This window comes from Streptomyces sp. NPDC079167 (assembly GCF_040686735.1).
Lineage (GTDB): Bacteria > Actinomycetota > Actinomycetes > Streptomycetales > Streptomycetaceae > Streptomyces.
In genome coordinates this window covers 324669-347254 of record NZ_JBFBLO010000004.1, presented here as the reverse complement: position 1 = coordinate 347254, position 22586 = coordinate 324669, and the positions used below count along the sequence as shown (strand labels likewise).

Here is a 22586-nt window from a genome sequence, read left to right as displayed (position 1 = left end):
TCACGCGTTTGGCCGGAGAGGATGGGGATCCGCCTGTGGAGAGCGAACTGCCCGATATCTACTGCCCGTTCCCCCAGCGGAGCAATCCGCATGTGGCTCACACCCGGGAGCACCTCGACGCCTGGACGCGGCGCACCGGTCTGGTGCACCGGGAATCGGCCAGGAAGCGCTTCGAGCAGGCCGACTTCGGCGCCTTCGTGGGCATGGTCCACCCGACGGCCGACAGCGAGCACCTCGACCTGGTGGCCGACTGGTTCGTCTGGCTCTTCCTCGTCGACGACCAGCTGGACGACGGGCACCTGGGCCGCAGCCCCGAACGCGTACGCGACGTGGTGGAGCGGATGCGTACCGTGATCGAGGGCGGTGCTCCCGCGTCCCTGGCGGACGAGGACGCCCCCGCCGCGCTCGTCGCCCTGGCCGACCTGTGGGAACGTACGGTCCCGGGGGTCGCCCCGCACTGGCGCGCCCGCTTCACCTGGCACCTCATGACGTATCTGACGACCGCCACCACCTGGGAGGCGGGGAACCGCGCCGACGGGGTCGTGCCGTCCGAGGCGACGTACATCGCCAAGCGCCGGCACACCGGGGCCATCCATGTGTGCATGGACCTGATAGAGATCGTGGCCGGCATCGGGGCACCCGAGTCGGTCCACAACGACGCCCGGTTCATCACGGCGCTCGAAGCCGCGTGCAACGTCGTGTGCTGGGCGAACGACGTCTACTCCTACGAGAAGGAGCAGGTGCTGGGCGAGATCCACAATCTCGTCCATCTGGTCCGGCACCACCGCGGCTACGGTGAGCGCCAGGCGCTGGAGCACGTGTGCGCGGAGATAGCCACCGAGACGAGACGCTTCCTCGCCGCGGAGGCCGAGCTGCTCGCCCTGTACCCGGAGCTGTCGGACCTGCTCGTGCCGTATCTCGACGGGATGCGGAGCTGGATGCGCGGCAACCTGGACTGGTCACGGCAGACCCCCCGCTACAACCCGGCGGACGTCAGCCAGTACGCGGAACCCGCGGCCTATCTGGAGGAGTCCGTGCTCGGAGTGAGCCCGGACCACGCGCGGCTGGGCGCGGGCGGCAGCGGCTGAAGCCGGAACGACGGCCGGTGGAGCCGGACATGACGGAGGCCGGACACCCGCGGTGTCCGGCCTCCGTCATGTCCCTCGGTCAGTCGTCGGGGTCGGCCCGCTCCAGTGCCGGGCGCTGTCCCGCGGCGAACTCCGTCAGGAGGTAGTCCGCGGCCGCGGTGTCCGTGACGAGGCTGGTGACCAGCCCCGAGCGCAGCACCGCGCCGATCGCCGCCGCCTTCCGCTGCCCTCCGGCGATGGCCACCACCTCGGGGATGCGGCGCAGCCGGTCGGCCTCCACGGTGATGCACCGCTCGCCGAGGTCCCTGCCGACCCGGCGTCCGTTCGCGTCGAAGAGGTGGGCGGACATCTCCGCCGCCACACCGAGCGAGGCGTAGTGGGCGCGCTCCTCGTCCGAGAGCATGTCGTGGACGGTGGAGATGCCGGGCTCCCAGGATCCGATGGAGACCGCGGCGACCGTCACCTTGTCGAAGTACTCGAAGGCGCGGGCGATCCCCGTCTGGTGGCGCAGCGCGGCCGCCGTCGCCGGATCGGGCAGCAGCATCGGGGCGTAGATCGGGTGCGCCTCGCCGCCGGACACCTGTGCGGCGCGGCGCACCGCCTCGACCGAGCCGCGCTCGGCCGTACCCGCGTCGTAGACGCCGGTGAGCTGCACGACCGTGCACGGGGGCAGCCGGTCGAGGGCCGCCGCCATGTGGATGGTGGAGCGGCCCCAGGCCAGGCCCAGCACATCGCCCTCGTTCACCAGCTCGCCGAGCAGGTCGGCCGCCACCTCACCCAGGTTCTCCGGGTCGGCGGCGTCGTCCTGCTCCTCCGCGGGAGACTCGACCACGACGGCGTGCCGCAGGCCGTAGCGTGCCCGGAGCGCGTCGGAGCGCTCCGCGTCCAGCTCCGCCGGTACCCGGATCTCGATCCGTACGAGATCACGCTCGAGGGCCGTCTCCAGGACCCGGGCCACCTTGAAGCGGCTGACGCCGAACTCCTCGGCGATCTGGATCTTCGACTTTCCCTCGAGGTAGAACCGGCGGGCCATGGCCGCCGCCTGCACCAGCTCCGCGGGTCCCATCCGCATGGCTGACCGACCCGCCGAGATGCCAGACACCGCGATCTCCTCACTGCTGTTCACACGCTGATACGCCGTTCATCCTGTCAGATGCGACGATCCCTGATCAGCCCCGTCGGGCTGCGTTCATCCGAGGTTGGTTCAGTGGCCGCATGCCCAGGGTGCGGAAGCCGTGACCGTGTCCGCCTGTGCGCGCAGCGCCCGCACCGCCTCGGCCGGGTCCTCGGCCCCGTACACCGCCGAGCCGGCGACGAACACGTCCGCGCCGGCCTCGGCACACCGCTCGATGGTGGTGGCCGAGACCCCGCCGTCGACCTGGAGCCACAGCTCCAGACCGTGCTTGGAGATCAGCTCACGCGTACGGCGGATCTTCGGCAGCATGATGTCCAGGAACGCCTGTCCGCCGAAGCCGGGTTCCACCGTCATGATCAGCAGCATGTCGAGCTCGGGGAGCAGGTCCTCGTACGGCTCGACGGGCGTCGCGGGCTTGAGCGCCATGGAGGCGCGGGCGCCCTTCGCCCTGATCTCCCGGGCCAGCCTCACGGGCGCCGCCGCGGCCTCCGCGTGGAAGGTGACGGAGCCCGCACCGGCCTCGACGTACTGCGGGGCCCACCGGTCCGCGTCCTCGATCATCAGATGGCAGTCCAGCGGGGTGTCCGTCGCCTTGCTCAGCGCCTCCACGATGGGCACGCCGAGGGTCAGGTTGGGCACGAAATGGTTGTCCATGACATCTACATGGAGCCAGTCGGCGCCCTCCACGGCCTTCGCCTCCTCGGCGAGGCGGGCGAAGTCGGCGGACAGGATGCTGGGGTTGATCTGGGCCATGCACCCAAGCCTGCCATGCCGGGCGGCACTTCCCCGCCCCGGTGCGCCTCAAAGCCTCACGGGATCATCACGGTTCGCGCATTCCCGGTCATTCCGCCCCCGTGATCACGTCGTGTGATCAGCCGGTGCGGTCCTCCCCCGTACCCACCGGGGCGCCGCCGGGTCGCGTCAGCCCGTGCGGCGCAGCAGCGCGAGGTACATCGCGTCGGTGCCGTGCAGGTGCGGCCAGAGCTGGATGTCGGGCCCGTCGCCCAGTGCGGGGACTCCGGGCAGCAGCGGACGGGCGTCGACCCACTCCGCCTCGAACGGTTCCCCGCCGCGCCCCTTGAGCACGTCCTCGACGACGACCCTGGTCTCCGCGAGGTGCGGTGAGCAGGTCGCGTAACCGACGACCCCGCCGACCCGTACGGCCTTCAACGCCTCGCGCAGCAGGCCGCGTTGCAGGGGGGCGAAGCCCTCCAGGTCCTCCGCGCGGCGCCGCCAGCGGGACTCCGGGCGCCTGCGCAGCGCGCCGAGGCCGGAGCAGGGGACGTCCATGAGGACCCGGTCGAAGGAGCCGGGCCGCCACGGCGGCCTGGTGCCGTCGGCGGTGATCACCTGGTACGGCCCCGGGTTGCCGGCCAGCGTGCGCTCGACGAGCCGGGCGCGGTGCGGCTGCTTCTCGGCGGCGAGCAGGGTCGCGCCGCGTCCGGCGGCGAGCGCGGCCAGCAGCGCGGCCTTGCCGCCCGGGCCGGCGCAGCCGTCCAGCCACCGGGTGTCGTCGCCCTCGACGGGGGCGTTGGCCAGGGCGACGGCGACGAGCTGGCTGCCCTCGTCCTGCACACCGGCGCTGCCGTCCCGTACGGCGGCCAGGGCGCCGGGCTCGCCGCCCTCGGCCATCCGCACGGCATACGGCGACCAGCGGCCGGGAAGACCGCTCTCCTCGCCGAGTGCGTCCAGCAGCTCCTCGGTGGTGGAGCGGCCGGGGCGGGCGGCCAGCGTCACCTCGGGCCGCTCGTTGTCGGCCTCCAGCAGGTCCTCGATCCCGGCGCGGCCACCGCCCAGGGCGTCCCAGAGAGCGGAGACGATCCAGCGGGGGTGCGAGTGGACGACGGAGAGGTTCTCCTCCGCGTCCTCGTCGTACGCGGGCGCGACGCGCTCCACCCACCCGTCGAGGTCGTGCGCGGAGACCTTGCGCAGCACGGCGTTGACGAACTTGGCGCGGCCCTCGCCCAGCACCACCCGCGCCAGCTCCACACTGGCGGAGACGGCCGCGTGGGTGGGGATGCGGGTGCCGAGCAGCTGGTGGACACCCATGTTGAGCACGTCGAGCACGGGCGGGTCGACCTCGCGCAGCGGCCGGTCGATGCAGGCTGCGACGATCGCGTCGTAGGTGCCCTGCCGGCGCAGCGTCCCGTAGACCAGCTCGGTGGCCAGCGCCGCGTCCCGGCCCTCGAAGTCGCCCTTGGCGCGTGCCTTCTTCAGCAGCGGGGGGAGGACGAGGTTGGCGTAGGCGTCGCGCTCGTCGACGGCCCTGAGCACCTCGAAGGCGAGGAACCGGACCGGGTCCTTCTTGGGACGCCGGTGCGGTGTGGAGGGACGGCGACGCTGCTGGTCGTTCACGTGAAAGGTGCTCCGCTGATGGTGAGGGGACGAACCCGTCCAGCGTACGTCGCCGGGGCCCGCCCCCTCCCCCGGGACCTCAGAGCCCCAGGAGCTCCCCGTGGGCGATGCGCACGCCCCGGGCCCAGTCGGCGGCCCGCATCGGCTTCTTGCCCTGCGGCTGGACCCAGAGGAGCTCCACGGCGTGCGAGCCGGTGCCCACGTACACGTTGTTCTTGCCCGCGGACAGCTCCCCGGGGGTGAGGTCCGTACGGTCCAGGACGGGCACCGCCTGGACCAGCTTGAGGCGCTCCCCGCGGAAGAGCGTCCACGCCCCCGGCGCGGGGGTGCAGCCGCGCACGACCCGGTCGACCCGGAGGGCGGGGGCGGACCACTGCACCTGGGCGTCCTCGACGGTGATCTTGGGCGCGAGGGTGACGCCCTCGGCGGGCTGCGGGACGGCGTGCAGGGTGCCGTCCTCGATGCCGTCCATGGTCGCCGCGAGCAGCCCCGCCCCGGCGAAGGCCAGCCGGGTGAGCAGGTCCCCGCTGGTGTCGGTGGGCCGGACCTCCTCGGTGAGGACGCCGTAGACCGGACCGGAGTCCAGCCCCTCCTCGATCAGGAAGGTCGACGCGCCGGTGACCTCGTCGCCGGCCATCACCGAGTGCTGCACGGGCGCTGCCCCGCGCCAGGCGGGCAGCAGGGAGAAGTGCAGATTGACCCAGCCCCTGGCAGGCACGTCGAGCGCGATCTTGGGCAGCAGGGCGCCGTAGGCGACGACGGGGCAGCAGTCCGGTGCGATCTCCCGCAGCCGCGCCAGGAAGTCCTCGTCGCGCGGCCTGGCGGGCTTGAGCACCTCGATGCCGGCTTCCTCGGCGCGTTCGGCGACGGGGCTGGCGACCAGTCGGCGGCCCCGCCCGGCCGGAGCGTCGGGGCGGGTCACCACGGCGGCCACCTCGTGGCGCTCGGAGGCGATCAGGGCGTCCAGAGCGGGAACGGCGACCTCGGGGGTGCCTGCGAAGACGAGCTTCATGGGTGGCGGACTGCCTCTCGGGCCGGTACGTACGTGGCGAGCAGCACACCAGTCTAGGGGGTCGCTCCGAGGTCCCGCCCGGCTCCCCGGGCCGGCGGCCGGGGGGCGTACGCAGGTACGCGCGCCCCGCGCATATGCACATACGCCCCTATTGCGTGACCACATGGCCGGGTGACGCGTTGGTCAAGTGAGATTGACCGAAGTGGGCCGCCGCCGCGCGGCCCGATCCCTTTCAACGCCGGTTCGAGAGGCTTCTTCATGGCCGACCACGCAACCCACGACGCCCAGGCGCGTGCCAGTCTGCACCTGTTGGTGCGGGACATCGAGCGGGTCCGGCGGCAGGTGGACGCGCTGCGTACCCTCACTGCGCAGCTGGGCAATGTCTACCGTCCGCGCCGCTCCGGCCCGTCCGCGGGCTTCGTCGTCTACGGCAGGGCGCCGGCCCCGACGGTCCGGCTCGCCCAGGAACTTCGGGACAGCGTCGAGACGCTGGTCACCGCGGCGGTGGACTTCGACCGCTCGCTGGGTTTCTCGTGGGACGCGGTGGGTTCCGCCCTGGGGGTCACGAAGCAGGCGGTGCACCGGCGTTACGGCGCACGGCGCACGACCCCGCAGCCCGGTTCGGCGGAGGCCGCCTCGGAGAACGCGAACCGCGCGGTGCCTGTGACGCCGGCCGCCTCCTCCGTGCTGCCGACCGTTCCCACGGCCCGCTCCATGCCGCCGCAGCCGTCGGACCGCCCCGGCGCCTTCCCCGGGCCGCGCAACGGCTGACGGACGGCGAAGGCGGGGGACGTAGACGGCGAGACGTAGACGGCGGGACGGCGAAGGCGCGACCAGCGATGGCGCGCGGGACGGCGAAGCCGCGGGCCGCGACGGCGCATGGCGGGGCGGAGACGCGGGACGGCCTCTCCGCCCCGCCTCAGCCGATGTCCGGCGGATCGATCCTGATCCGTACGGGGTCGCCGGTGCCCTTGGCCGTCCGCGCCGCCAGCGCCGTCTTCAGGGCGGCCGCCAGCGCCGCTCCCCGCCCCGGCGGGACACGGACCAGCGCTCGGTCCCAGGTCTCGCCGGTGGGTGCGTCCCCCTGCCGGCGGGGCCTGCCGGGAGTGGGCGCCGGCACGGGGACCGGACCGAGCACCTCCGCCTCGGGCGGCAGGTCCGCTCCGGCGAGGTAGGCGGCCACCGCTTCCGGCGGACCGGTCACGGAGGCCATCCGGGACACCGGAGGGAAGCCGAGCTCGGCGCGTTCCGCGAGCTCACGCCGGGCATGACCGACCGGGTCCCAGCGGACCAGGGCCTGCACGGGCCGGAGGGTCGGCTCGGCCATGATGACCACGGTGCCGCCCTCCGGCTGCCCCCGGACCAGCGCGGCGGCTGCCGTCCAGCGCCGAAGGGCCTCCTCGCCCGCCCGCAGGTCGGGCCGGCCGACCATCGCCCAGCCGTCCAGCAGCAGCGCCGCCGCGTAACCGCCCTCGGCCACCGGCTCCGCCCCGGGGGTGCTGACCACCAGGGCGGGCTGATCCGGCACGGAGTCCAGCACATGGTCCCGCCCTGACGTCCGCACCGGAACGGCGGGAAACGCCCGCCCCAGCTCCTCGGCGGTCCTGCGGGCACCGACGATCTGCGCCCGCAGCCGGACGCCACCGCAGGCGGCGCAGGACCAGGCCGTCTCGGCCCGCCCGCACCAGGCGCAGTCGAGGTCCTGCTGGTCGGGTGCCTGGAGCGGCCCCGCGCAGTGACGGCACCGGGCGGGTTCGCGGCAGCGTTCGCAGGCCAGTCTGGGCGCGTAGCCCCGGCGCGGCACCTGGACGAGCACGGGGCCGCTGCGCAGGCCCTCCCGCACGGTCTGCCAGGCCAGGCTGGGCAGCCGCGCGGAGCGGGCGGCGCCGTCCCGTGCGAGCTCCCCGTCGCCGACGGTACGCACGAGGGGGGCGGTGGCCCGCAGCTGGTCCCGGTCCGCGCGCAGGGGCAGGGCCCAGCCGCTCTCGACCAGCTGGGCGGCCTCCACCGTGCAGCTCGTGGAGCCGAGCAGGAAGGCGCAGCGGCCGTGCGCGGCCCGCAGTTCCAGGACCTCTCTGACGTGTGCGAAGGGGGCGTTGTCGTCGCTGTGGCTGGAGTCACCGTCGTCCCAGAGGGCCACCAGGCCCAGGTCTGCGACCGGGGCGAACATCGCGGCCCTGGTCCCGACCACCGCGCGCACGGAGCCGCGCCGGACGGCCAGCCACTGGCGGTACCGCTTCTCCGGTCCCGACTCGGCGGTCAGCAGCGCGTGGCGCCCCTCCCCCAGCACCGCGGTGAGCGCGGCGTCGACCCGCCCGGCACTGCGCCCGTCCGGTACGACGACGAGCGCACCCCGGCCCGACGCCAGGGTGGCGGCCATCGCTCGGGCGGTCTCCTCGGGCCAGTGCGGTCCGGGCAGCGCGGTCCAGACGGCCCGGGGCGCGCCGCCCTCTGCCAGGGCCCGCAGGAAGCCGGGGCCCTGGGCATAGCGCTCCCAGGTGCCGGGCTGCGGGGCTGGAGGCGGCGGCAGGGGGGCCGGTGAGGGCTTGGACTCGGCGCGGCCATTCCTCGGCGGCACCGCGAGCTGCAGCACGTCCGCGAGGCTTCCGGCGTAACGGTCGGCGACGGCGCGCGCGAGCTCCAGCAGCTCCGGGCCGAGGACCGGCTCGGGCGAGACGACGTAGGCGAGGGCCGCCAGCGCTCCCTGGTAGTCCGACGAGGCCCGCCGCTCGATCAGGAAGCCGTCGATCAGCCCGCCGCCCTCGCGCCGCCCGCCGCGGACCTGACGTCCTCCGGCCCCGAAGCGCACCCGCACCCGGACACCGGGCTGCGCGTCCGCGTCGAGCTCCTCGGGGACGGCGTAGTCGAAGTACTGGTCGAGGTGGAGTGCGCCCTTGTTCACCAGGACGCGGGCGACCGGGAGCCTCCCGGCGAGCGGGGCGCCCCGCCACGTCCGAGGCTTGGCTCGGGGCACCTTGGCCCGGCGCACCGTCTCCCGGATGAGCGCAAGCTGCTCCGGTGCCCCGGACCCGGGCTCGTCGGACCGCTCGTCGTCGCTGCTCACAGCCACATTCCTACCAGACACCACTGACACGCCCCGGCGGCCCGGAAGGCCCGCACGGGCGGGGCCCGGACACCTCGTACGGTGTCCGGGCCCCGGTCGTGCAATCGGCAGGCGGTGCTAGATGCCCGCCGCCCTGCGCAGCGCTTCCACGCGGTCGGTGCGCTCCCAGGTGAAGTCCGGGAGCTCGCGGCCGAAGTGCCCGTACGCCGCGGTCTGGGCGTAGATCGGGCGAAGCAGGTCGAGGTCGCGGATGATCGCGGCCGGGCGGAGGTCGAAGACCTCGCCGATCGCGTGCTCGATCTTCTCCGTGTCGACCGCGGCGGTGCCGAAGGTCTCGACGAACAGACCCACCGGCTCGGCCTTGCCGATCGCGTAGGCGACCTGGACCTCGCAGCGGGTGGCGAGCCCGGCCGCCACGACGTTCTTGGCGACCCAGCGCATGGCGTACGCGGCCGAGCGGTCGACCTTGGACGGGTCCTTGCCGGAGAAGGCGCCGCCGCCGTGGCGGGCCATGCCGCCGTAGGTGTCGATGATGATCTTCCGGCCGGTGAGACCCGCGTCTCCCATCGGGCCGCCGATCTCGAAGCGGCCGGTCGGGTTGACCAGGAGGCGGTAGCCGTCGGTGTCCAGCTTGATTCCGTCCTCGATCAGCTGCCCGAGGACGTGCTCGACGACGAACTCGCGGATGTCGGGCGCGAGCAGCGAGTCCAGGTCGATGTCCGAGGCGTGCTGCGAGGAGACGACGACCGTGTCGAGGCGGACGGCCTTGTCGCCGTCGTACTCGATGGTGACCTGGGTCTTGCCGTCGGGGCGCAGGTACGGGATGGTCCCGTTCTTGCGGACCTCGGAGAGCCGGCGCGAGAGCCGGTGCGCGAGGTGCACCGGAAGCGGCATCAGCTCGGGCGTCTCGTCGCAGGCGTAGCCGAACATCAGCCCCTGGTCGCCCGCGCCCTGCTTGTCGAGCTCGTCCTCATCGCCCTCGACCCGCTTCTCGTACGCGGTGTCGACACCCTGGGCGATGTCCGGGGACTGCGCCCCGATGGACACCGAGACGCCGCAGGAGGCTCCGTCGAAGCCCTTCTTGGAGGAGTCGTAGCCGATCTCCAGCACCTTGTTGCGCACAAGGTTGGGGATGTCGGCGTAGGCCTTGGTCGTGACCTCACCCGCGACATGCACCAGACCGGTGGTGATCAGGGTCTCGACGGCGACGCGCGAGGAGGGGTCCTCACGCAGGAGCGCGTCGAGAATCGTGTCGCTGATCTGGTCAGCGATCTTGTCGGGGTGGCCCTCGGTAACGGACTCCGAGGTGAAGAGACGGCGGGACACATCGCTCCCTGGGGTTGCAGCGGCTGCTGGCTGATCATTGTCGGAACTCCGGGAGCTGCGCCCGGCACATTCCGTCGACCAGTTTATCGGTCGCTTCCGGTGATTGGGGCACGCGTCTCGCCCCTTGGGAGGTCTGTGACCTGCGGCACTGTTGACGTCGGTACGACAATCCCTCCTTCCGGGTGCGAGATATGGCCGAATGTCATGACACTGTTCCGCCGTGACGGCGTGTGTGCAATCTAGCCGAAACGCGCGGCCACCAGGTCCCAAACCGTGTCGGCAAGCGCTTCCTTCGGTCCGTACGGCACAGGGGTCTCACTGCCGTCGGCGCCGAGCACGACCGCTTCGTTCTCCTCCGACCCGAAGGTCTTGCGCTCCCCCACCTCGTTCACCACGAGGAGGTCACAGCCTTTGCGGCGGAGCTTCTCGCGGCCGTTACGGAGGACGTCGTCGGTCTCCGCCGCGAATCCGACGACGAGCTGCCCCTCCCGGACGCGGTCGGAGGCGACCTCGGCGAGAATGTCCGGATTGCGGACGAGCGCGATGGGGGCGGGCTCCTGGCCGTCCTTCTTCTTGATCTTCCCCGTCGCATAGGCGGCGGGCCGGAAATCGGCGACGGCCGCGGCCATCACCACGACGTCGGCGTCGGCCGCCGCCTTCAGCACGGCCTCGCGCAGCTGCACGGCCGTCCCGGCGCGCACCACGTCGGCGCCCGCGGGGTCGGGCAGCCCGGTGTTCGCCTCGATCAGCGTGACCCGGGCTCCACGGGCGACGGCGGTGCGGGCCAGGGCGTAGCCCTGCTTGCCGGAGGAACGGTTGCCCAGGTAGCGCACCGGGTCCAGCGGCTCACGCGTGCCGCCCGCGCTGACCACCACGTGACGCCCCGCGAGGTCGGGTGTCCCCGCGCCCCGGGCCAGGACGCGCCGGCAGACCTCGAAGATCTCCCCCGGGTCCGGCAGCCGCCCCTTGCCCGTGTCCACACCGGTGAGCCTGCCGACGGCGGGCTCGATGACGACGGCACCGCGGCGGCGCAGGGTGGCGACGTTCTCCTGGGTGGCTGGGTGCTCCCACATCTCCGTGTGCATCGCGGGCGCGAAGACGACGGGGCAGCGCGCGGTGAGCAGCGTGTTGGTCAGGAGGTCGTCGGCGAGCCCGTGGGCGGCCTTCGCGAGCATGTCGGCGGTGGCGGGCGCCACCACGACGAGATCGGCGCCCTGACCGATCCGGACGTGTGGCACCTCGTGCACGCTCTCCCAGACCTCGGTCGACACGGGGTTCCCGGAGAGGGCCGACCAGGTTGCCGCCCCCACGAAGTTCAGCGACGCGTCGGTCGGGACGACCCGTACGTCGTGGCCGGACTCGGTCAGCCTGCGCAGCAGCTCGCACGCCTTGTACGCGGCGATGCCTCCGCTGACCCCCAGGACGACCTTGGGCTTCTCCACTGCGTCTCCCCGCACTCGTGTTCTCCGCGCACTCGCGTGCGGCCTCGTGACGTACGCACCCCATGCTGCCTCACCGCCCCGGACACGGTCCGGGGGGTACGGCGGATCCCGTGGGTGGCGCGGGACACACCACAGGCCCGGCGGTACCGACCGCCGGGCCTGTGGTGAAGGTGCGTTTCCTGCCGCCTGCTTACTGCGCGGGGCCCTCGATGGCCTCGGAGGTCAGCAGGCCCGCGTTGATCTCGCGGAGCGCGATCGAGAGCGGCTTCTCGTGCACGTGGGTGTCGACGAGCGGACCGACGTACTCGAGGAGGCCTTCGCCGAGCTGCGAGTAGTACGCGTTGATCTGACGCGCGCGCTTGGCGGCGTAGATGACCAGGCTGTACTTCGAGTCGGTGGCCTCGAGGAGCTCATCAATCGGCGGGTTGATGATGCCCTCGGGCGTGGTGATGGAAGAGGACACTCTCTGCCTTCCGAAGGGGATAGAGATCAAAGAGATCTTTGATCATGCTGGTTCCGCAGTGGTGATGCTCTGCGTCCGTGGTGCGGACAGGTCAATCAGTCGTCGGTACCACGGAGGCCGGAAGCCTGCAGCATCAACGTTAGCAGCTCGCGCGCCACGTCCTCGACCGAGGTGTTGACGAGCGTGATGTCGAACTCCGCCTCGGCGGCCAGCTCGACCTTCGCCGCGGCGAGCCGGCGCTCGATCACTTCCTGCGACTCCGTGCCGCGGCCGGTGAGCCGGCGCACCAGCTCGTCCCAGCCGGGCGGCGCCAGGAAGACGAGCTGCGCCTCGGGCATCGACTGGCGGACCAGCCGGGCGCCCTGGAGGTCGATCTCCAGCAGCACCGGCTCGCCCGCCTCCAGGCGATCGAGCACGGCCCGGCGCGGCGTGCCGTACCGGTTGCCGGCGAACTCGGCCCACTCCAGCAGTTCACCGTTGGCGATCAGCTTGTCGAACTCCTCGTCCTCGACGAAGAAGTAGTGGACGCCGTTGCGCTCGCCGGGGCGCGGCTTACGGGTCGTCGCGGACACCGAGAGCCAGACCTCGGGGTGAACCTTGCGCATATGAGCGACGACCGTGCTCTTGCCGACCCCTGAGGGGCCGGAGAGCACGGTCAGCCGCGGACGTGCGTCCGGGGGTACGGGGGACGTCCCCCGGGATGTTGCAGCCATGGGGCGATTATCCCCGCTCTCAGGAGTGCCTGAGAACGTCAGGCGGCGCTGCCGCCGAACTCACGCTCCAAGGATGCGATCTGGTTGGAGCCAAGACCCCGGACACGGCGGCTCTCGGAGATACCGAGACGCTCCATGATCTGCTTGGCGCGGACCTTGCCCACGCCCGGCAGGGACTCGAGAAGGGCGGAGACCTTCATCTTGCCGATGACGTCGTTCTCCTGGCCCTGCTTGATGACCTCGTGGAGCGAGGCGCCGGAGTGCTTGAGTCGATTCTTGACCTCGGCCCGCTCCCGGCGAGCCGCGGCGGCCTTTTCGAGCGCGGCTGCGCGCTGTTCAGGGGTAAGGGGCGGAAGAGCCACGCCTACGTCACCTCGGATGTCGATCTGTCGGATACGGACCGGTGGGGAACCTGGTGGCACCACACCTGGTGAGCAACGAACAACCTGTGCTCATTGGCTCTCGACGGAGACTAGCGGCCAAGGCCGCCTGAGTCAGCGAGAACAGCGGAAAAGTCCTGGTCAGCATCGATCGACCCGGACATTTCGGCCATAACAACCCGGATTTCTGGTCAGAATTCCGTCAACAGGCTGTTACGTGGCATGGTCAGCCTTCCGAGACGGCCGCACGGACCTCGTCCGCGAACCGTCCGGCGGCTTCGCGCAGCCCTGACGCGTCCGGTCCGTGGCGGAGCACGCCCCGGCTCACGCTCGGCACCACATTGCCGACCGACGCACCGAACACACCGGGCAGATCCGCGGCGGTCGCACCCTGGGCACCGATTCCGGGGGCGAGCAGCGGACCGTTGATCGCCAGATCCGCACCCGCGTCCCCGAGCGTGGCACCGACCACCGCACCGACGGAGCCGAGAGGCGCCGCCCCCGCGTTCTCGGCGGCCATGTGGTCGAGCATCACCTGGGCCAGCGGCCGTCCGTCCGCGGCGGTGGCCCGCTGGACCTCCGCGCCCTCCGGGTTGGAGGTGAGGGCGAGCACGAAGACTCCCGCGCCGGAGATCTCGGCGGCCTCCAGCGCGGGGCGCAGCGAACCGAAGCCGAGGTACGGCGAGACGGTGACCGCGTCGGAGAAGAGCGGCGAGTCCTTGTGGAGGTAGGTCGCCGCGTACGCCTCCATGGTCGACCCGATGTCACCGCGCTTGGCGTCCATCAGCACCAGGGCCCCCGCCGCGCGGGCCTCTTCGACGGCCTTCTCCAGGACGGCGACACCGCGCGAGCCGAAGCGCTCGAAGAACGCGGACTGCGGTTTGAGCACGGCGACCCGGTCGGCCAGTGCCTCGACGACCGTACGTGTGAAGCGCTCCAGGCCCGCGACGTCGTCGTTCAGGCCCCAGGAGGTGAGCAGGGAGGAGTGCGGGTCGATGCCCACGCAGAGCGGCCCGCGGGTGTCCATGGCGTGGCGCAGACGCGCGCCGAAGGGTGCGAGGGTCACAGCAAGGCCTTCTTCCGTGTCTCGGCGCCGACGGCGTCGGCGAGGGTGGCGTACGGGGATGCGGCGAGGCGGGCGGCCAGGCCCTTGTGGACCGCGCGGGCGTAGAACGGGCCCTCGTAGATGAAGGCGCTGTAGCCCTGGACGAGCGTGGCGCCGGCCAGGATGCGCTGCCAGGCGTCCTCGGCGTTCTCGATGCCCCCGACGCCCACGAGGGTGATCCGGGTCCCCACACGGGCGTACAGGCGGCTCAGGACCTCCAGCGAGCGCTCCTTGAGGGGCGCGCCGGAGAGCCCGCCGGTCTCCTCGACCAGGGACGCGCCGGACCTCAGGCCGAGGCCCTCGCGGGCGATGGTGGTGTTGGTGGCGATGATTCCGTCCAGACCGAGCTCGACGGCGAGGTCGGCGACCGCGTCGACGTCCTCGTCCGCGAGGTCCGGGGCGATCTTGACGAGGAGCGGGACGCGCCGGCCGGTGACGGTGCGGTCGGCGGCCTCGCGCACGGCGGTGAGCAGCGGACGGAGCGCCTCGGTGGCCTGGAGGTTGCGCAGTCCGGGCGTGTTGGGTGAGGAGACGTTCACGACGAGGTAGTCGGCGTGGGCGGCGAGCCGCTCGGTGGACTTCACGTAGTCGCCGACCGCTTCGTCCTCGGGGACGACCTTGGTCTTGCCGATGTTGACACCGACGGTCGTACGGAAGACCGGCGTGCGGGCGGCCAGGCGCTCGGCCACGGCCGCGGAGCCCTCGTTGTTGAAGCCCATGCGGTTGATCAGCGCCCGGTCCTCGACGAGGCGGAACAGCCGCTTCTTCGGGTTGCCGGGCTGCGGCTCACCGGTGACCGTGCCGATCTCGATGTGGTCGAAGCCGAGCATGGACATGCCGTCGATGGCGACCGCGTTCTTGTCGAAGCCGGCGGCGAGTCCGAAGGGGCCGTGCATCCGCAGGCCGAGGGCCTCGGTGCGCAGTTCCTTGTGGCGGGGGGCGAGCGCGGCGGCGACGAAGGTGCGCAGGACGGGGGTGCGGGCGGCGAGGCGGATCCAGCGGAAGGCGAGGTGGTGCGCCTGCTCCGGGTCCATCCGCTTGAAGACCAGCTGGAAGAAGAGTTTGTACATCACGGTGTCCTCATGAAGAGGGGGACACCGTTTCCGGTGTCCCCCTGTGGGCTTCCTAGTCGCGGGCCGCGGTCAGACGTTCCGCGTGTTCCTGGAGGGAACGTACGCCGACGTCGCCGTGGGTCAGCGCGTCGATGCCCTGGACGGCGGCGGCGAGCGCCTGGACCGTCGTCAGACACGGCACTGACCGTGCGACGGCCGCGGTGCGGATCTCGTAGCCGTCGAGACGGCCGCCCGTTCCGTACGGCGTGTTGACGATGAGGTCGACCCCGCCGTCGTGGATCAGCTGGACGATCGTCTTCTCGCCGTTCGGGCCCTCGCCCTCGGACTGCTTGCGCACGACCGTGGCGTTGATCCCGTTGCGCTTGAGCACCTCGGCGGTGCCGGAGGTGGCGAGCAGCTCGAAGCCGTGCGCGACGAGCTCACGCGCCGGGAAGATCATCGTGCGCTTGTCCCGGTTGGCGACCGAGATGAACGCGCGGCCCTTCGTCGGCAGCGGCCCGTAGGCACCGGCCTGCGACTTGGCGTACGCCGTGCCGAACACCGAGTCGATACCCATGACCTCGCCGGTGGAGCGCATCTCCGGGCCGAGGACGGTGTCGACGCCGCGTCCGTGGACGTCGCGGAAGCGCGACCACGGCATGACGGCCTCCTTGACGGAGATCGGCGCGTCGAGCGGCAGGGTGCCGCCGTCGCCCTGTTTCGGGAGCAGGCCCTCCGCGCGGAGTTCCGCGACGGTCGCGCCCAGCGAGATGCGGGCGGCGGCCTTCGCGAGCGGGACCGCGGTCGCCTTCGAGGTGAAGGGGACGGTCCGCGAGGCACGCGGGTTGGCCTCCAGGACGTACAGGATGTCGCCGGAGAGTGCGAACTGGATGTTGATCAGCCCGCGTACGCCGACGCCCTTGGCGATGCCCTCGGTCGAGGTCCGCAGCCGCTTGATGTCGTAGCCGCCGAGCGTGATCGGGGGCAGCGCGCAGGCGGAGTCGCCGGAGTGGATACCGGCCTCCTCGATGTGCTCCATGACGCCGCCGAGGTAGAGCTCGGTGCCGTCGTAGAGCGCGTCGACGTCGATCTCGATCGCGTCGTCGAGGAAGCGGTCGACCAGGACCGGCCGGGTGGGGCTGATCTCGGTGGACTCGGAGATGTACGAGGACAGCCGGGTCTCGTCGTAGACGATCTCCATGCCGCGTCCGCCGAGCACGTAGGACGGGCGTACGAGGACGGGGTAGCCGATCTCGTCGGCGATGGCCTTGGCCTCGGCGAAGGTGGTGGCGGTGCCGTGCTTCGGGGCCGGCAGGCCGGCCTCGGCGAGCACCCGGCCGAACGCGCCGCGGTCCTCGGCGGCGTGGATGGCTTCCGGGGAGGTCCCCACGATCGGCACGCCGTTGTCCTTGAGCGCCTGCGCGAGGCCCAGCGGGGTCTGGCCGCCGAGCTGGACGATGACACCGGCGATCGGGCCGGCCAGCGACTCGGCGTGCACGATCTCCAGGACGTCCTCGAGCGTGAGCGGCTCGAAGTAGAGCCGGTCGGAGGTGTCGTAGTCCGTGGAGACGGTCTCCGGGTTGCAGTTGACCATCACGGTCTCGTAGCCCGCGTCGCTCAGCGCGAAGGAGGCGTGGACGCAGGAGTAGTCGAACTCGATGCCCTGGCCGATGCGGTTCGGACCGGAGCCGAGGATGATCACCGCCGGCTTGGTGCGGGGCGCGACCTCGCTCTCCTCGTCGTAGCTGGAGTAGAAGTACGGCGTCTTCGCGGCGAACTCGGCGGCGCAGGTGTCGACCGTCTTGTAGACCGGGCGGATGCCCAGCGCGTGCCGGACCTCGCGCACGACGTCCTCGCGCAGGCCCCGGATCTCCGCGATCTGGACATCCGAGAAGCCGTGCCGCTTGGCCTCGGCCAGCAGCTCGGGGACGAGCTTGTCGGCGGCGGCGAGCTCGTCGGCGATCTCCTTGAGCAGGAAGAGCTGGTCGACGAACCAGGGGTCGATCTTCGTGGCGTCGAAGACCTCTTCCTGGGTGGCGCCGGCGCGGATCGCCTGCATCACGGTGTTGATGCGGCCGTCCGTGGGGCGGACCGCCTCGGCGAGCAGCTCGGCCTTGTCACCCGTCTCGCCGGTGAAGGCGAACTGCGAGCCCTTCTTCTCCAGGGAGCGCAGGGCCTTCTGGAGGGCCTCGGTGAAGTTGCGGCCGATCGCCATGGCCTCGCCCACCGACTTCATGGTGGTGGTGAGGGTGGAGTCGGCGGACGGGAACTTCTCGAAGGCGAAGCGCGGGGCCTTGACGACGACGTAGTCGAGAGTCGGCTCGAAGGAGGCCGGCGTCTTCTCGGTGATGTCGTTGGGGATCTCGTCGAGCGTGTAGCCGACGGCCAGCTTGGCGGCGATCTTGGCGATCGGGAAGCCGGTGGCCTTGGAGGCGAGCGCCGAGGAGCGGGAGACGCGCGGGTTCATCTCGATCACGATGATCCGGCCGTCGGACGGGTCGATCGCGAACTGGATGTTGCAGCCGCCGGTGTCGACGCCGACCTCGCGGATGATCGCGATGCCGATGTCGCGCAGGCGCTGGTACTCACGGTCGGTGAGGGTCATCGCCGGGGCGACGGTGATGGAGTCGCCGGTGTGGACGCCCATCGGGTCGAAGTTCTCGATGGAGCAGACGACCACGACGTTGTCGTTCTTGTCGCGCATCAGCTCCAGCTCGTACTCCTTCCAGCCGAGGATGGACTCCTCCAGGAGCACCTCGGTGGTCGGCGAGAGCGTGAGGCCCTGTCCGGCGATGCGGCGCAGCTCCTCCTCGTCGTGGGCGAAGCCGGAGCCGGCGCCGCCCATGGTGAAGGAGGGGCGGACGACGACGGGGTAGCCGCCGAGGGTGTCGACGCCGGCGATGACGTCGTCCATGGTGTGGCAGATCACGGAGCGGGCGGACTCGCCGTAGCCGATCTTCGCCTTGACGGCTTCGACGACTCCCTTGAAGAGGTCGCGGTCCTCGCCCTTGTTGATGGCCTCGACGTTGGCGCCGATGAGCTCGACGCCGTACTTCTCCAGCACGCCGTTGTCGTGCATGGAGATCGCGGTGTTGAGCGCGGTCTGGCCGCCCAGGGTCGGGAGCAGCGCGTCGGGGCGCTCCTTGGCGATGATCTTCTCGACGAACTCGGGGGTGATCGGCTCGACGTACGTGGCGTCGGCGATCTCCGGGTCGGTCATGATCGTCGCCGGGTTGGAGTTCACCAGGATGACGCGCAGGCCCTCGGCCTTGAGCACGCGGCAGGCCTGGGTGCCGGAGTAGTCGAACTCGGCGGCCTGCCCGATGACGATCGGACCGGAGCCGATGACCAGGACGGACTGGATATCGGAGCGCTTAGGCACGCTGGTCCTCCATCAGGGAAACGAAGCGGTCGAAGAGGTACGCGGCGTCGTGCGGGCCCGCGGCTGCTTCGGGGTGGTACTGGACGCTGAAGGCCGGCTGGTCGAGCAGCTGGAGCCCTTCGACGACCTGGTCGTTCAGGCATACGTGGGAGACCTCGGCGCGGCCGAACGCGGTGTCCGAGACCTTGTCGAGGGGGGCGTCGACGGCGAAGCCGTGGTTGTGCGCGGTGACCTCGACCTTGCCGGTCGTGCGGTCCTGCACGGGCTGGTTGATGCCGCGGTGGCCGTACTTCAGCTTGAAGGTGCCGAAGCCGAGGGCGCGGCCCAGGATCTGGTTGCCGAAGCAGATGCCGAAGAGCGGGGTCCTCCGCTCCAGGACACCCTGCATGAGGGCGACCGGGTGGACGGCGGTGGACGGGTCGCCGGGGCCGTTGGAGAAGAAGACTCCGTCGGGCTTCACCGCGTACACCTCGTCGAGGGTGGCGGTGGCCGGCAGGACGTGCACCTCGATGCCGCGCTCGGCCATCCGGTGCGGGGTCATGCCCTTGATGCCGAGGTCGATCGCCGCGACCGTGAACTTCCTGGTGCCGACGGCGGGGACGACGTACGCCTCCTTGGTGGCGACCTCGGCCGCGAGGTCGGCGCCGCTCATCTCGGGGGCCTGGCGCACCTTGGCGAGGAGGACGCCCTCGTCCTCGATCGCGTTCCCGGAGAAGATGCCGACGCGCATCGCGCCGCGCTCGCGCAGGTGGCGGGTGAGGGCGCGGGTGTCGATGCCGCTGATACCGACGACGCCCTGGGCGGCGAGCTCCTCGTCCAGCGTGCGGCGGGAGCGCCAGTTGGAGGGGGTGCGGGCGGGGTCGCGTACGACGTAGCCGGAGACCCAGATCTGCTTCGACTCGGCGTCCTCGTCGTTCACACCGGTGTTGCCGACGTGCGGGGCGGTCATGACGACGACCTGGCGGTGGTACGAGGGGTCGGTGAGCGTTTCCTGGTAGCCGGTCATGCCGGTGGAGAACACCGCCTCGCCGAAGGTCTCCCCCACGGCCCCGTAGGCGCGGCCGCGGAAGGAGCGGCCGTCCTCCAGGACGAGTACGGCGGGAGCCTTTCCTGCTCCCCGGGTGGAGATCGTCATCGTGCGGTGCCTTCCGTCGTGCTGGTGGTGGTGCTGGTGAGGTGGTCACCGGCTGCGCCGGCGAGGTGGTTGACGGCGTCGACCCACGCCTGGTGCTCGGCCGCGTGGTCGGAGCGGAAGCCGGAGTCGATCAGCCGGTCGCCGTGCTCCCAGGTGATGACCAGGAGGCCGCCCTCGGGCAGGACCTTCCCGGCGAGTGCCTTGTCGAGCCTGGCCTCGCGCAGCGCGGCGGCCGGTACGAAGAAGTCCGCGGCCCCGGTGCGTACGACGTCGAGGCCCTGCGCGGTGAGGGTCAGCTCGACCCGGCTGCGGGTGCCGAGGCCGTGCGCCACGATCCGGTCGAGCCACTGCCCGGCGGTCGTCGAGGCGTGGTAGCGGCCGGTGAGTGTGAGCAGCTTCTCACCGTCCGCGAACCCTTCGGGGGTGGTCGTGAGCTCGGGAAGGCCGGACTGCAGGCTCCCCCGCCACTTCCATCCCTGGCGCATCAGCCAGTAGACGAAGGCGATGAGGACGACCAGTCCGAGGACCCAGCTGATGCGGGCGGACCAGTCCGTCACTTCGGCCGACTTCTCTTCGGCGGCCAGCTGGTAAAGGGGGTTGAGTGTTGTCACGCGAGCTTCCCGTCGACGACCGTGGCACGGCCCCGCAGGAAGGTGTGGGTCACTCGGCCGGGCAGCTCGCGACCCTCGTACGGAGTGTTGCGGCTGCGGGAGGCGAAGCCCGCGGGGTCCACAGCTCCACGGTATGCCGGATCGACCAGGGTGAGGTTGGCGGGCTCACCCGCCGAGACGGGCCGGCCGTGTCCTTCGAGCCTGCCGATGGCCGCGGGGCGGAACGACATGCGGTCGGCGACGCCCGCCCAGTCGAGGAGACCGGTGTCCACCATGGTCTGCTGGACCACGGAGAGCGCGGTCTCCAGGCCCACCATGCCCATGGCGGCGGCGGCCCACTCGCAGTCCTTGTCCTCGTGCGGGTGCGGCGCGTGGTCGGTGGCCACGCAGTCGATGGTGCCGTCGGCGAGTGCCTCGCGCAGGGCCATGACGTCGGCCTCGGTGCGCAGCGGCGGGTTCACCTTGTAGACGGGGTCGTAGGTCCGCACGAGCTCGTCGGTGAGCAGCAGGTGGTGCGGGGTGACCTCGGCCGTCACGTTCCAGCCCTTGGACTTGGCCCAGCGCACGATCTCGACGGAGCCGGCGGTCGAGAGGTGGCAGATGTGGACCCGGGAGCCGACGTGGGCGGCGAGGAGGACGTCGCGGGCGATGATCGACTCCTCGGCGACGGCGGGCCAGCCGCCGAGGCCGAGCTCGGCCGAGACGACGCCCTCGTTCATCTGGGCGCCCTCGGTGAGGCGGGGCTCCTGGGCGTGCTGGGCGACGACACCGTCGAAGGCCTTCACGTACTCCAGCGCGCGGCGCATGATCACGGCGTCGTCGACGCACTTGCCGTCGTCGGAGAAGACCTTCACTCCGGCGGCGGAGTCGTGCATGGCGCCGAGCTCGGCGAGCTGCTTGCCCTCCAGGCCGACGGTGACGGCGCCGACGGGCTGCACGTCGCAGTAGCCGGACTCCTTGCCGAGCCGCCAGACCTGCTCGACGACGCCGGCGGTGTCGGCGACGGGGAAGGTGTTGGCCATGGCGTGGACGGCGGTGAATCCGCCGACCGCCGCCGCCTTGGTACCGGTGAGGACGGTCTCGGAGTCCTCGCGGCCGGGCTCGCGCAGGTGGGTGTGGAGGTCGACGAGGCCGGGCAGCAGGATGCGGCCTGCCGCCTCGATCACGGTGGCGTCGCCCGCCTCGATGCCGGTGCCGGTCTCCGCGATGGTCTCGCCGTCGATGAGGACGTCCTGCGGCTCGCCGCCGAGGACCTTCGCACCGCGGATCAGGATCTTGCTCATGGTTACTTGTTCTCCTCGGTACGGGCGGAGGCGGACGGCAGGGCGGTCTCGGAACCGCCCAGCAGCAGGTACAGGACGGCCATGCGGGTGGAGACGCCGTTCGCGACCTGCTCGACGGCGGTGCAGCGGTCGGAGTCCGCGACCTCGGCGGTGATCTCCATGCCGCGGACCATCGGGCCGGGGTGCATCACGATGGCGTGCTCGGGCATCCGCGCCATGCGCTCGCCGTCCAGGCCGTAGCGGCGGGAGTACTCACGCTCGGTCGGGAAGTACGCGGCGTTCATCCGCTCGCGCTGCACACGGAGCATCATGACGGCGTCGGACTTCGGCAGCACGTCGTCGAGGCGGTAGCTGACGTCGCAGGGCCACTGCTCGACGCCGACGGGCACCAGGGTGGGCGGGGCCACCAGGGTGACGTGGGCGCCGAGCGTGTGCAGCAGGTGCACGTTGGAGCGGGCCACACGGCTGTGCAGGATGTCGCCGACGATCGTGATCCGGCGGCCTTCGAGGTCGCGGCCGATGCCCGCGTCGGGGCCGACCAGCCTGCGGCGCATCGTGAAGGCGTCGAGCAGGGCCTGGGTGGGGTGTTCGTGCGTGCCGTCACCCGCGTTGACGACCGCGCTGTCGATCCAGCCGGAGGTCGCGAGGCGGTACGGGGCTCCGGAGGCGCCGTGCCGGATGACGACGGCGTCGGCGCCCATGGCCTCCAGGGTCAGGGCGGTGTCCTTGAGCGACTCGCCCTTGGAGACGGAGGAGCCCTTCGCGGAGAAGTTGATGACGTCGGCGGAGAGGCGCTTGGCGGCGGCCTCGAACGAGATCCGCGTCCGGGTCGAGTCCTCGAAGAAGAGGTTGACGACCGTTCGTCCACGCAGGGTGGGAAGCTTCTTGATCGGCCGGTCCGCGACCCTCGCCATCTCCTCGGCGGTGTCGAGGATCAGGACGGCGTCGTCGCGGGTGAGGTCTGCGGCCGAGATGAGGTGGCGGGGTGTCCGGGGGTGGTCCCCGGGAGGGCGCAGCATCTGGGAGTCTCCGTGAAGGGT

Annotated in this window: 19 protein-coding genes; 2 read left to right on the top strand and 17 right to left on the bottom strand. The window is 71.5% G+C overall.

The features are described from left to right. The first annotated feature begins 35 nt into the window (after positions 1-35). Positions 36-1088, top strand: a complete 1053-nt coding sequence (locus AB0P41_RS11540; protein WP_365931463.1) for a terpene cyclase — start codon at positions 36-38, stop codon at positions 1086-1088. A 79-nt stretch (positions 1089-1167) separates the two neighbouring features. Here the strand turns inward: AB0P41_RS11540 and AB0P41_RS11535 are convergent, their stop codons facing one another. The 4 genes from AB0P41_RS11535 to fmt all read right to left on the bottom strand — a co-directional run bounded on the left by AB0P41_RS11535 (position 1168) and on the right by fmt (position 5590). After that, complete coding sequence (locus AB0P41_RS11535) at positions 1168-2154, bottom strand: sugar-binding domain-containing protein (protein WP_356712738.1); 987 nt, start codon at positions 2152-2154, stop codon at positions 1168-1170. A 138-nt stretch (positions 2155-2292) separates the two neighbouring features. After that, positions 2293-2976: a ribulose-phosphate 3-epimerase gene (gene rpe / locus AB0P41_RS11530; protein ID WP_356712587.1), complete on the bottom strand. Its 684-nt coding sequence runs from the start codon at positions 2974-2976 to the stop codon at positions 2293-2295. A 168-nt stretch (positions 2977-3144) separates the two neighbouring features. Next, on the bottom strand, positions 3145-4578 hold the full coding sequence (locus AB0P41_RS11525; RefSeq protein WP_356712585.1) for a transcription antitermination factor NusB: 1434 nt from the start codon (positions 4576-4578) through the stop codon (positions 3145-3147). Between the two features lie 79 nt (positions 4579-4657). Further along, on the bottom strand, positions 4658-5590 hold the full coding sequence (gene fmt / locus AB0P41_RS11520; RefSeq protein WP_365931461.1) for a methionyl-tRNA formyltransferase: 933 nt from the start codon (positions 5588-5590) through the stop codon (positions 4658-4660). Positions 5591-5848: 258 nt separating this feature from the next. On the opposite strand from fmt, the gene AB0P41_RS11515 reads away from it, so the two are divergent. Next, entirely contained in the window at positions 5849-6361 is a 513-nt protein-coding gene (locus AB0P41_RS11515) for a hypothetical protein (protein ID WP_356712581.1), read from the top strand. A 148-nt stretch (positions 6362-6509) separates the two neighbouring features. Here AB0P41_RS11515 and AB0P41_RS11510 read toward each other — a convergent pair whose 3' ends face one another. The 13 genes from AB0P41_RS11510 to AB0P41_RS11450 all read right to left on the bottom strand — a co-directional run bounded on the left by AB0P41_RS11510 (position 6510) and on the right by AB0P41_RS11450 (position 22565). Further along, on the bottom strand, positions 6510-8654 hold the full coding sequence (locus tag AB0P41_RS11510) for a primosomal protein N' (RefSeq protein WP_365931459.1): 2145 nt from the start codon (positions 8652-8654) through the stop codon (positions 6510-6512). A gap of 117 nt (positions 8655-8771) precedes the next feature. Next, complete coding sequence (metK, locus tag AB0P41_RS11505) at positions 8772-9980, bottom strand: methionine adenosyltransferase (RefSeq protein ID WP_356712577.1); 1209 nt, start codon at positions 9978-9980, stop codon at positions 8772-8774. 239 nt (positions 9981-10219) lie between these two features. Next, positions 10220-11422: a bifunctional phosphopantothenoylcysteine decarboxylase/phosphopantothenate--cysteine ligase CoaBC gene (coaBC, locus tag AB0P41_RS11500; RefSeq protein ID WP_356712575.1), complete on the bottom strand. Its 1203-nt coding sequence runs from the start codon at positions 11420-11422 to the stop codon at positions 10220-10222. 190 nt (positions 11423-11612) lie between these two features. Continuing rightward, positions 11613-11885, bottom strand: coding sequence for a DNA-directed RNA polymerase subunit omega (gene rpoZ, locus AB0P41_RS11495; RefSeq protein WP_003970369.1), 273 nt, complete (start codon positions 11883-11885; stop codon positions 11613-11615). A 95-nt stretch (positions 11886-11980) separates the two neighbouring features. Continuing rightward, on the bottom strand, positions 11981-12598 hold the full coding sequence (gmk, locus tag AB0P41_RS11490; RefSeq protein WP_356712573.1) for a guanylate kinase: 618 nt from the start codon (positions 12596-12598) through the stop codon (positions 11981-11983). Positions 12599-12636: 38 nt separating this feature from the next. Next, the gene (locus AB0P41_RS11485; protein ID WP_014157387.1) at positions 12637-12960 is read right to left on the bottom strand and encodes an integration host factor; all 324 of its coding nucleotides are present in this window, start codon (positions 12958-12960) and stop codon (positions 12637-12639) included. A gap of 244 nt (positions 12961-13204) precedes the next feature. Continuing rightward, positions 13205-14044, bottom strand: a complete 840-nt coding sequence (pyrF, locus tag AB0P41_RS11480; protein WP_356712571.1) for an orotidine-5'-phosphate decarboxylase — start codon at positions 14042-14044, stop codon at positions 13205-13207. Beyond that, positions 14041-15153, bottom strand: coding sequence for a quinone-dependent dihydroorotate dehydrogenase (locus AB0P41_RS11475; protein WP_365931456.1), 1113 nt, complete (start codon positions 15151-15153; stop codon positions 14041-14043). Before AB0P41_RS11475 ends, pyrF begins: the two co-directional genes overlap by 4 nt. 55 nt (positions 15154-15208) lie before the next feature. Then, entirely contained in the window at positions 15209-18517 is a 3309-nt protein-coding gene (gene carB, locus AB0P41_RS11470; RefSeq protein WP_356712567.1) for a carbamoyl-phosphate synthase large subunit, read from the bottom strand. Further along, the gene (gene carA / locus AB0P41_RS11465; protein ID WP_365931454.1) at positions 18510-19652 is read right to left on the bottom strand and encodes a glutamine-hydrolyzing carbamoyl-phosphate synthase small subunit; all 1143 of its coding nucleotides are present in this window, start codon (positions 19650-19652) and stop codon (positions 18510-18512) included. The genes carB and carA overlap by 8 nt, the downstream gene beginning before the upstream one ends. Further along, positions 19649-20263: a hypothetical protein gene (locus AB0P41_RS11460; protein WP_356712563.1), complete on the bottom strand. Its 615-nt coding sequence runs from the start codon at positions 20261-20263 to the stop codon at positions 19649-19651. The genes carA and AB0P41_RS11460 overlap by 4 nt, the downstream gene beginning before the upstream one ends. Then, positions 20260-21546, bottom strand: coding sequence for a dihydroorotase (locus tag AB0P41_RS11455; RefSeq protein ID WP_365931453.1), 1287 nt, complete (start codon positions 21544-21546; stop codon positions 20260-20262). The genes AB0P41_RS11460 and AB0P41_RS11455 overlap by 4 nt, the downstream gene beginning before the upstream one ends. Positions 21547-21548: 2 nt before the next feature. After that, positions 21549-22565, bottom strand: a complete 1017-nt coding sequence (locus tag AB0P41_RS11450) for an aspartate carbamoyltransferase catalytic subunit (protein WP_365931451.1) — start codon at positions 22563-22565, stop codon at positions 21549-21551. Between the last annotated feature and the right edge of the window lie 21 nt (positions 22566-22586).

Bases quoted from the DNA above. Each gene is read 5' to 3' on its own strand.
- AB0P41_RS11535 (WP_356712738.1), bottom strand. From the start codon at position 2,154: ATGGGACCCGCGGAGCTGGTGCAGGCGGCGGCCATGGCCCGCCGGTTC.
- rpe (WP_356712587.1), bottom strand. From the start codon at position 2,976: ATGGCCCAGATCAACCCCAGCATCCTGTCCGCCGACTTCGCCCGCCTC.
- fmt (WP_365931461.1), bottom strand. From the start codon at position 5,590: ATGAAGCTCGTCTTCGCAGGCACCCCCGAGGTCGCCGTTCCCGCTCTG.
- AB0P41_RS11515 (WP_356712581.1), top strand. From the start codon at position 5,849: ATGGCCGACCACGCAACCCACGACGCCCAGGCGCGTGCCAGTCTGCAC.
- gmk (WP_356712573.1), bottom strand. From the start codon at position 12,598: ATGGCTGCAACATCCCGGGGGACGTCCCCCGTACCCCCGGACGCACGT.
- AB0P41_RS11475 (WP_365931456.1), bottom strand. From the start codon at position 15,153: ATGTACAAACTCTTCTTCCAGCTGGTCTTCAAGCGGATGGACCCGGAG.
- carA (WP_365931454.1), bottom strand. From the start codon at position 19,652: ATGACGATCTCCACCCGGGGAGCAGGAAAGGCTCCCGCCGTACTCGTC.
- AB0P41_RS11455 (WP_365931453.1), bottom strand. From the start codon at position 21,546: ATGAGCAAGATCCTGATCCGCGGTGCGAAGGTCCTCGGCGGCGAGCCG.
- AB0P41_RS11450 (WP_365931451.1), bottom strand. From the start codon at position 22,565: ATGCTGCGCCCTCCCGGGGACCACCCCCGGACACCCCGCCACCTCATC.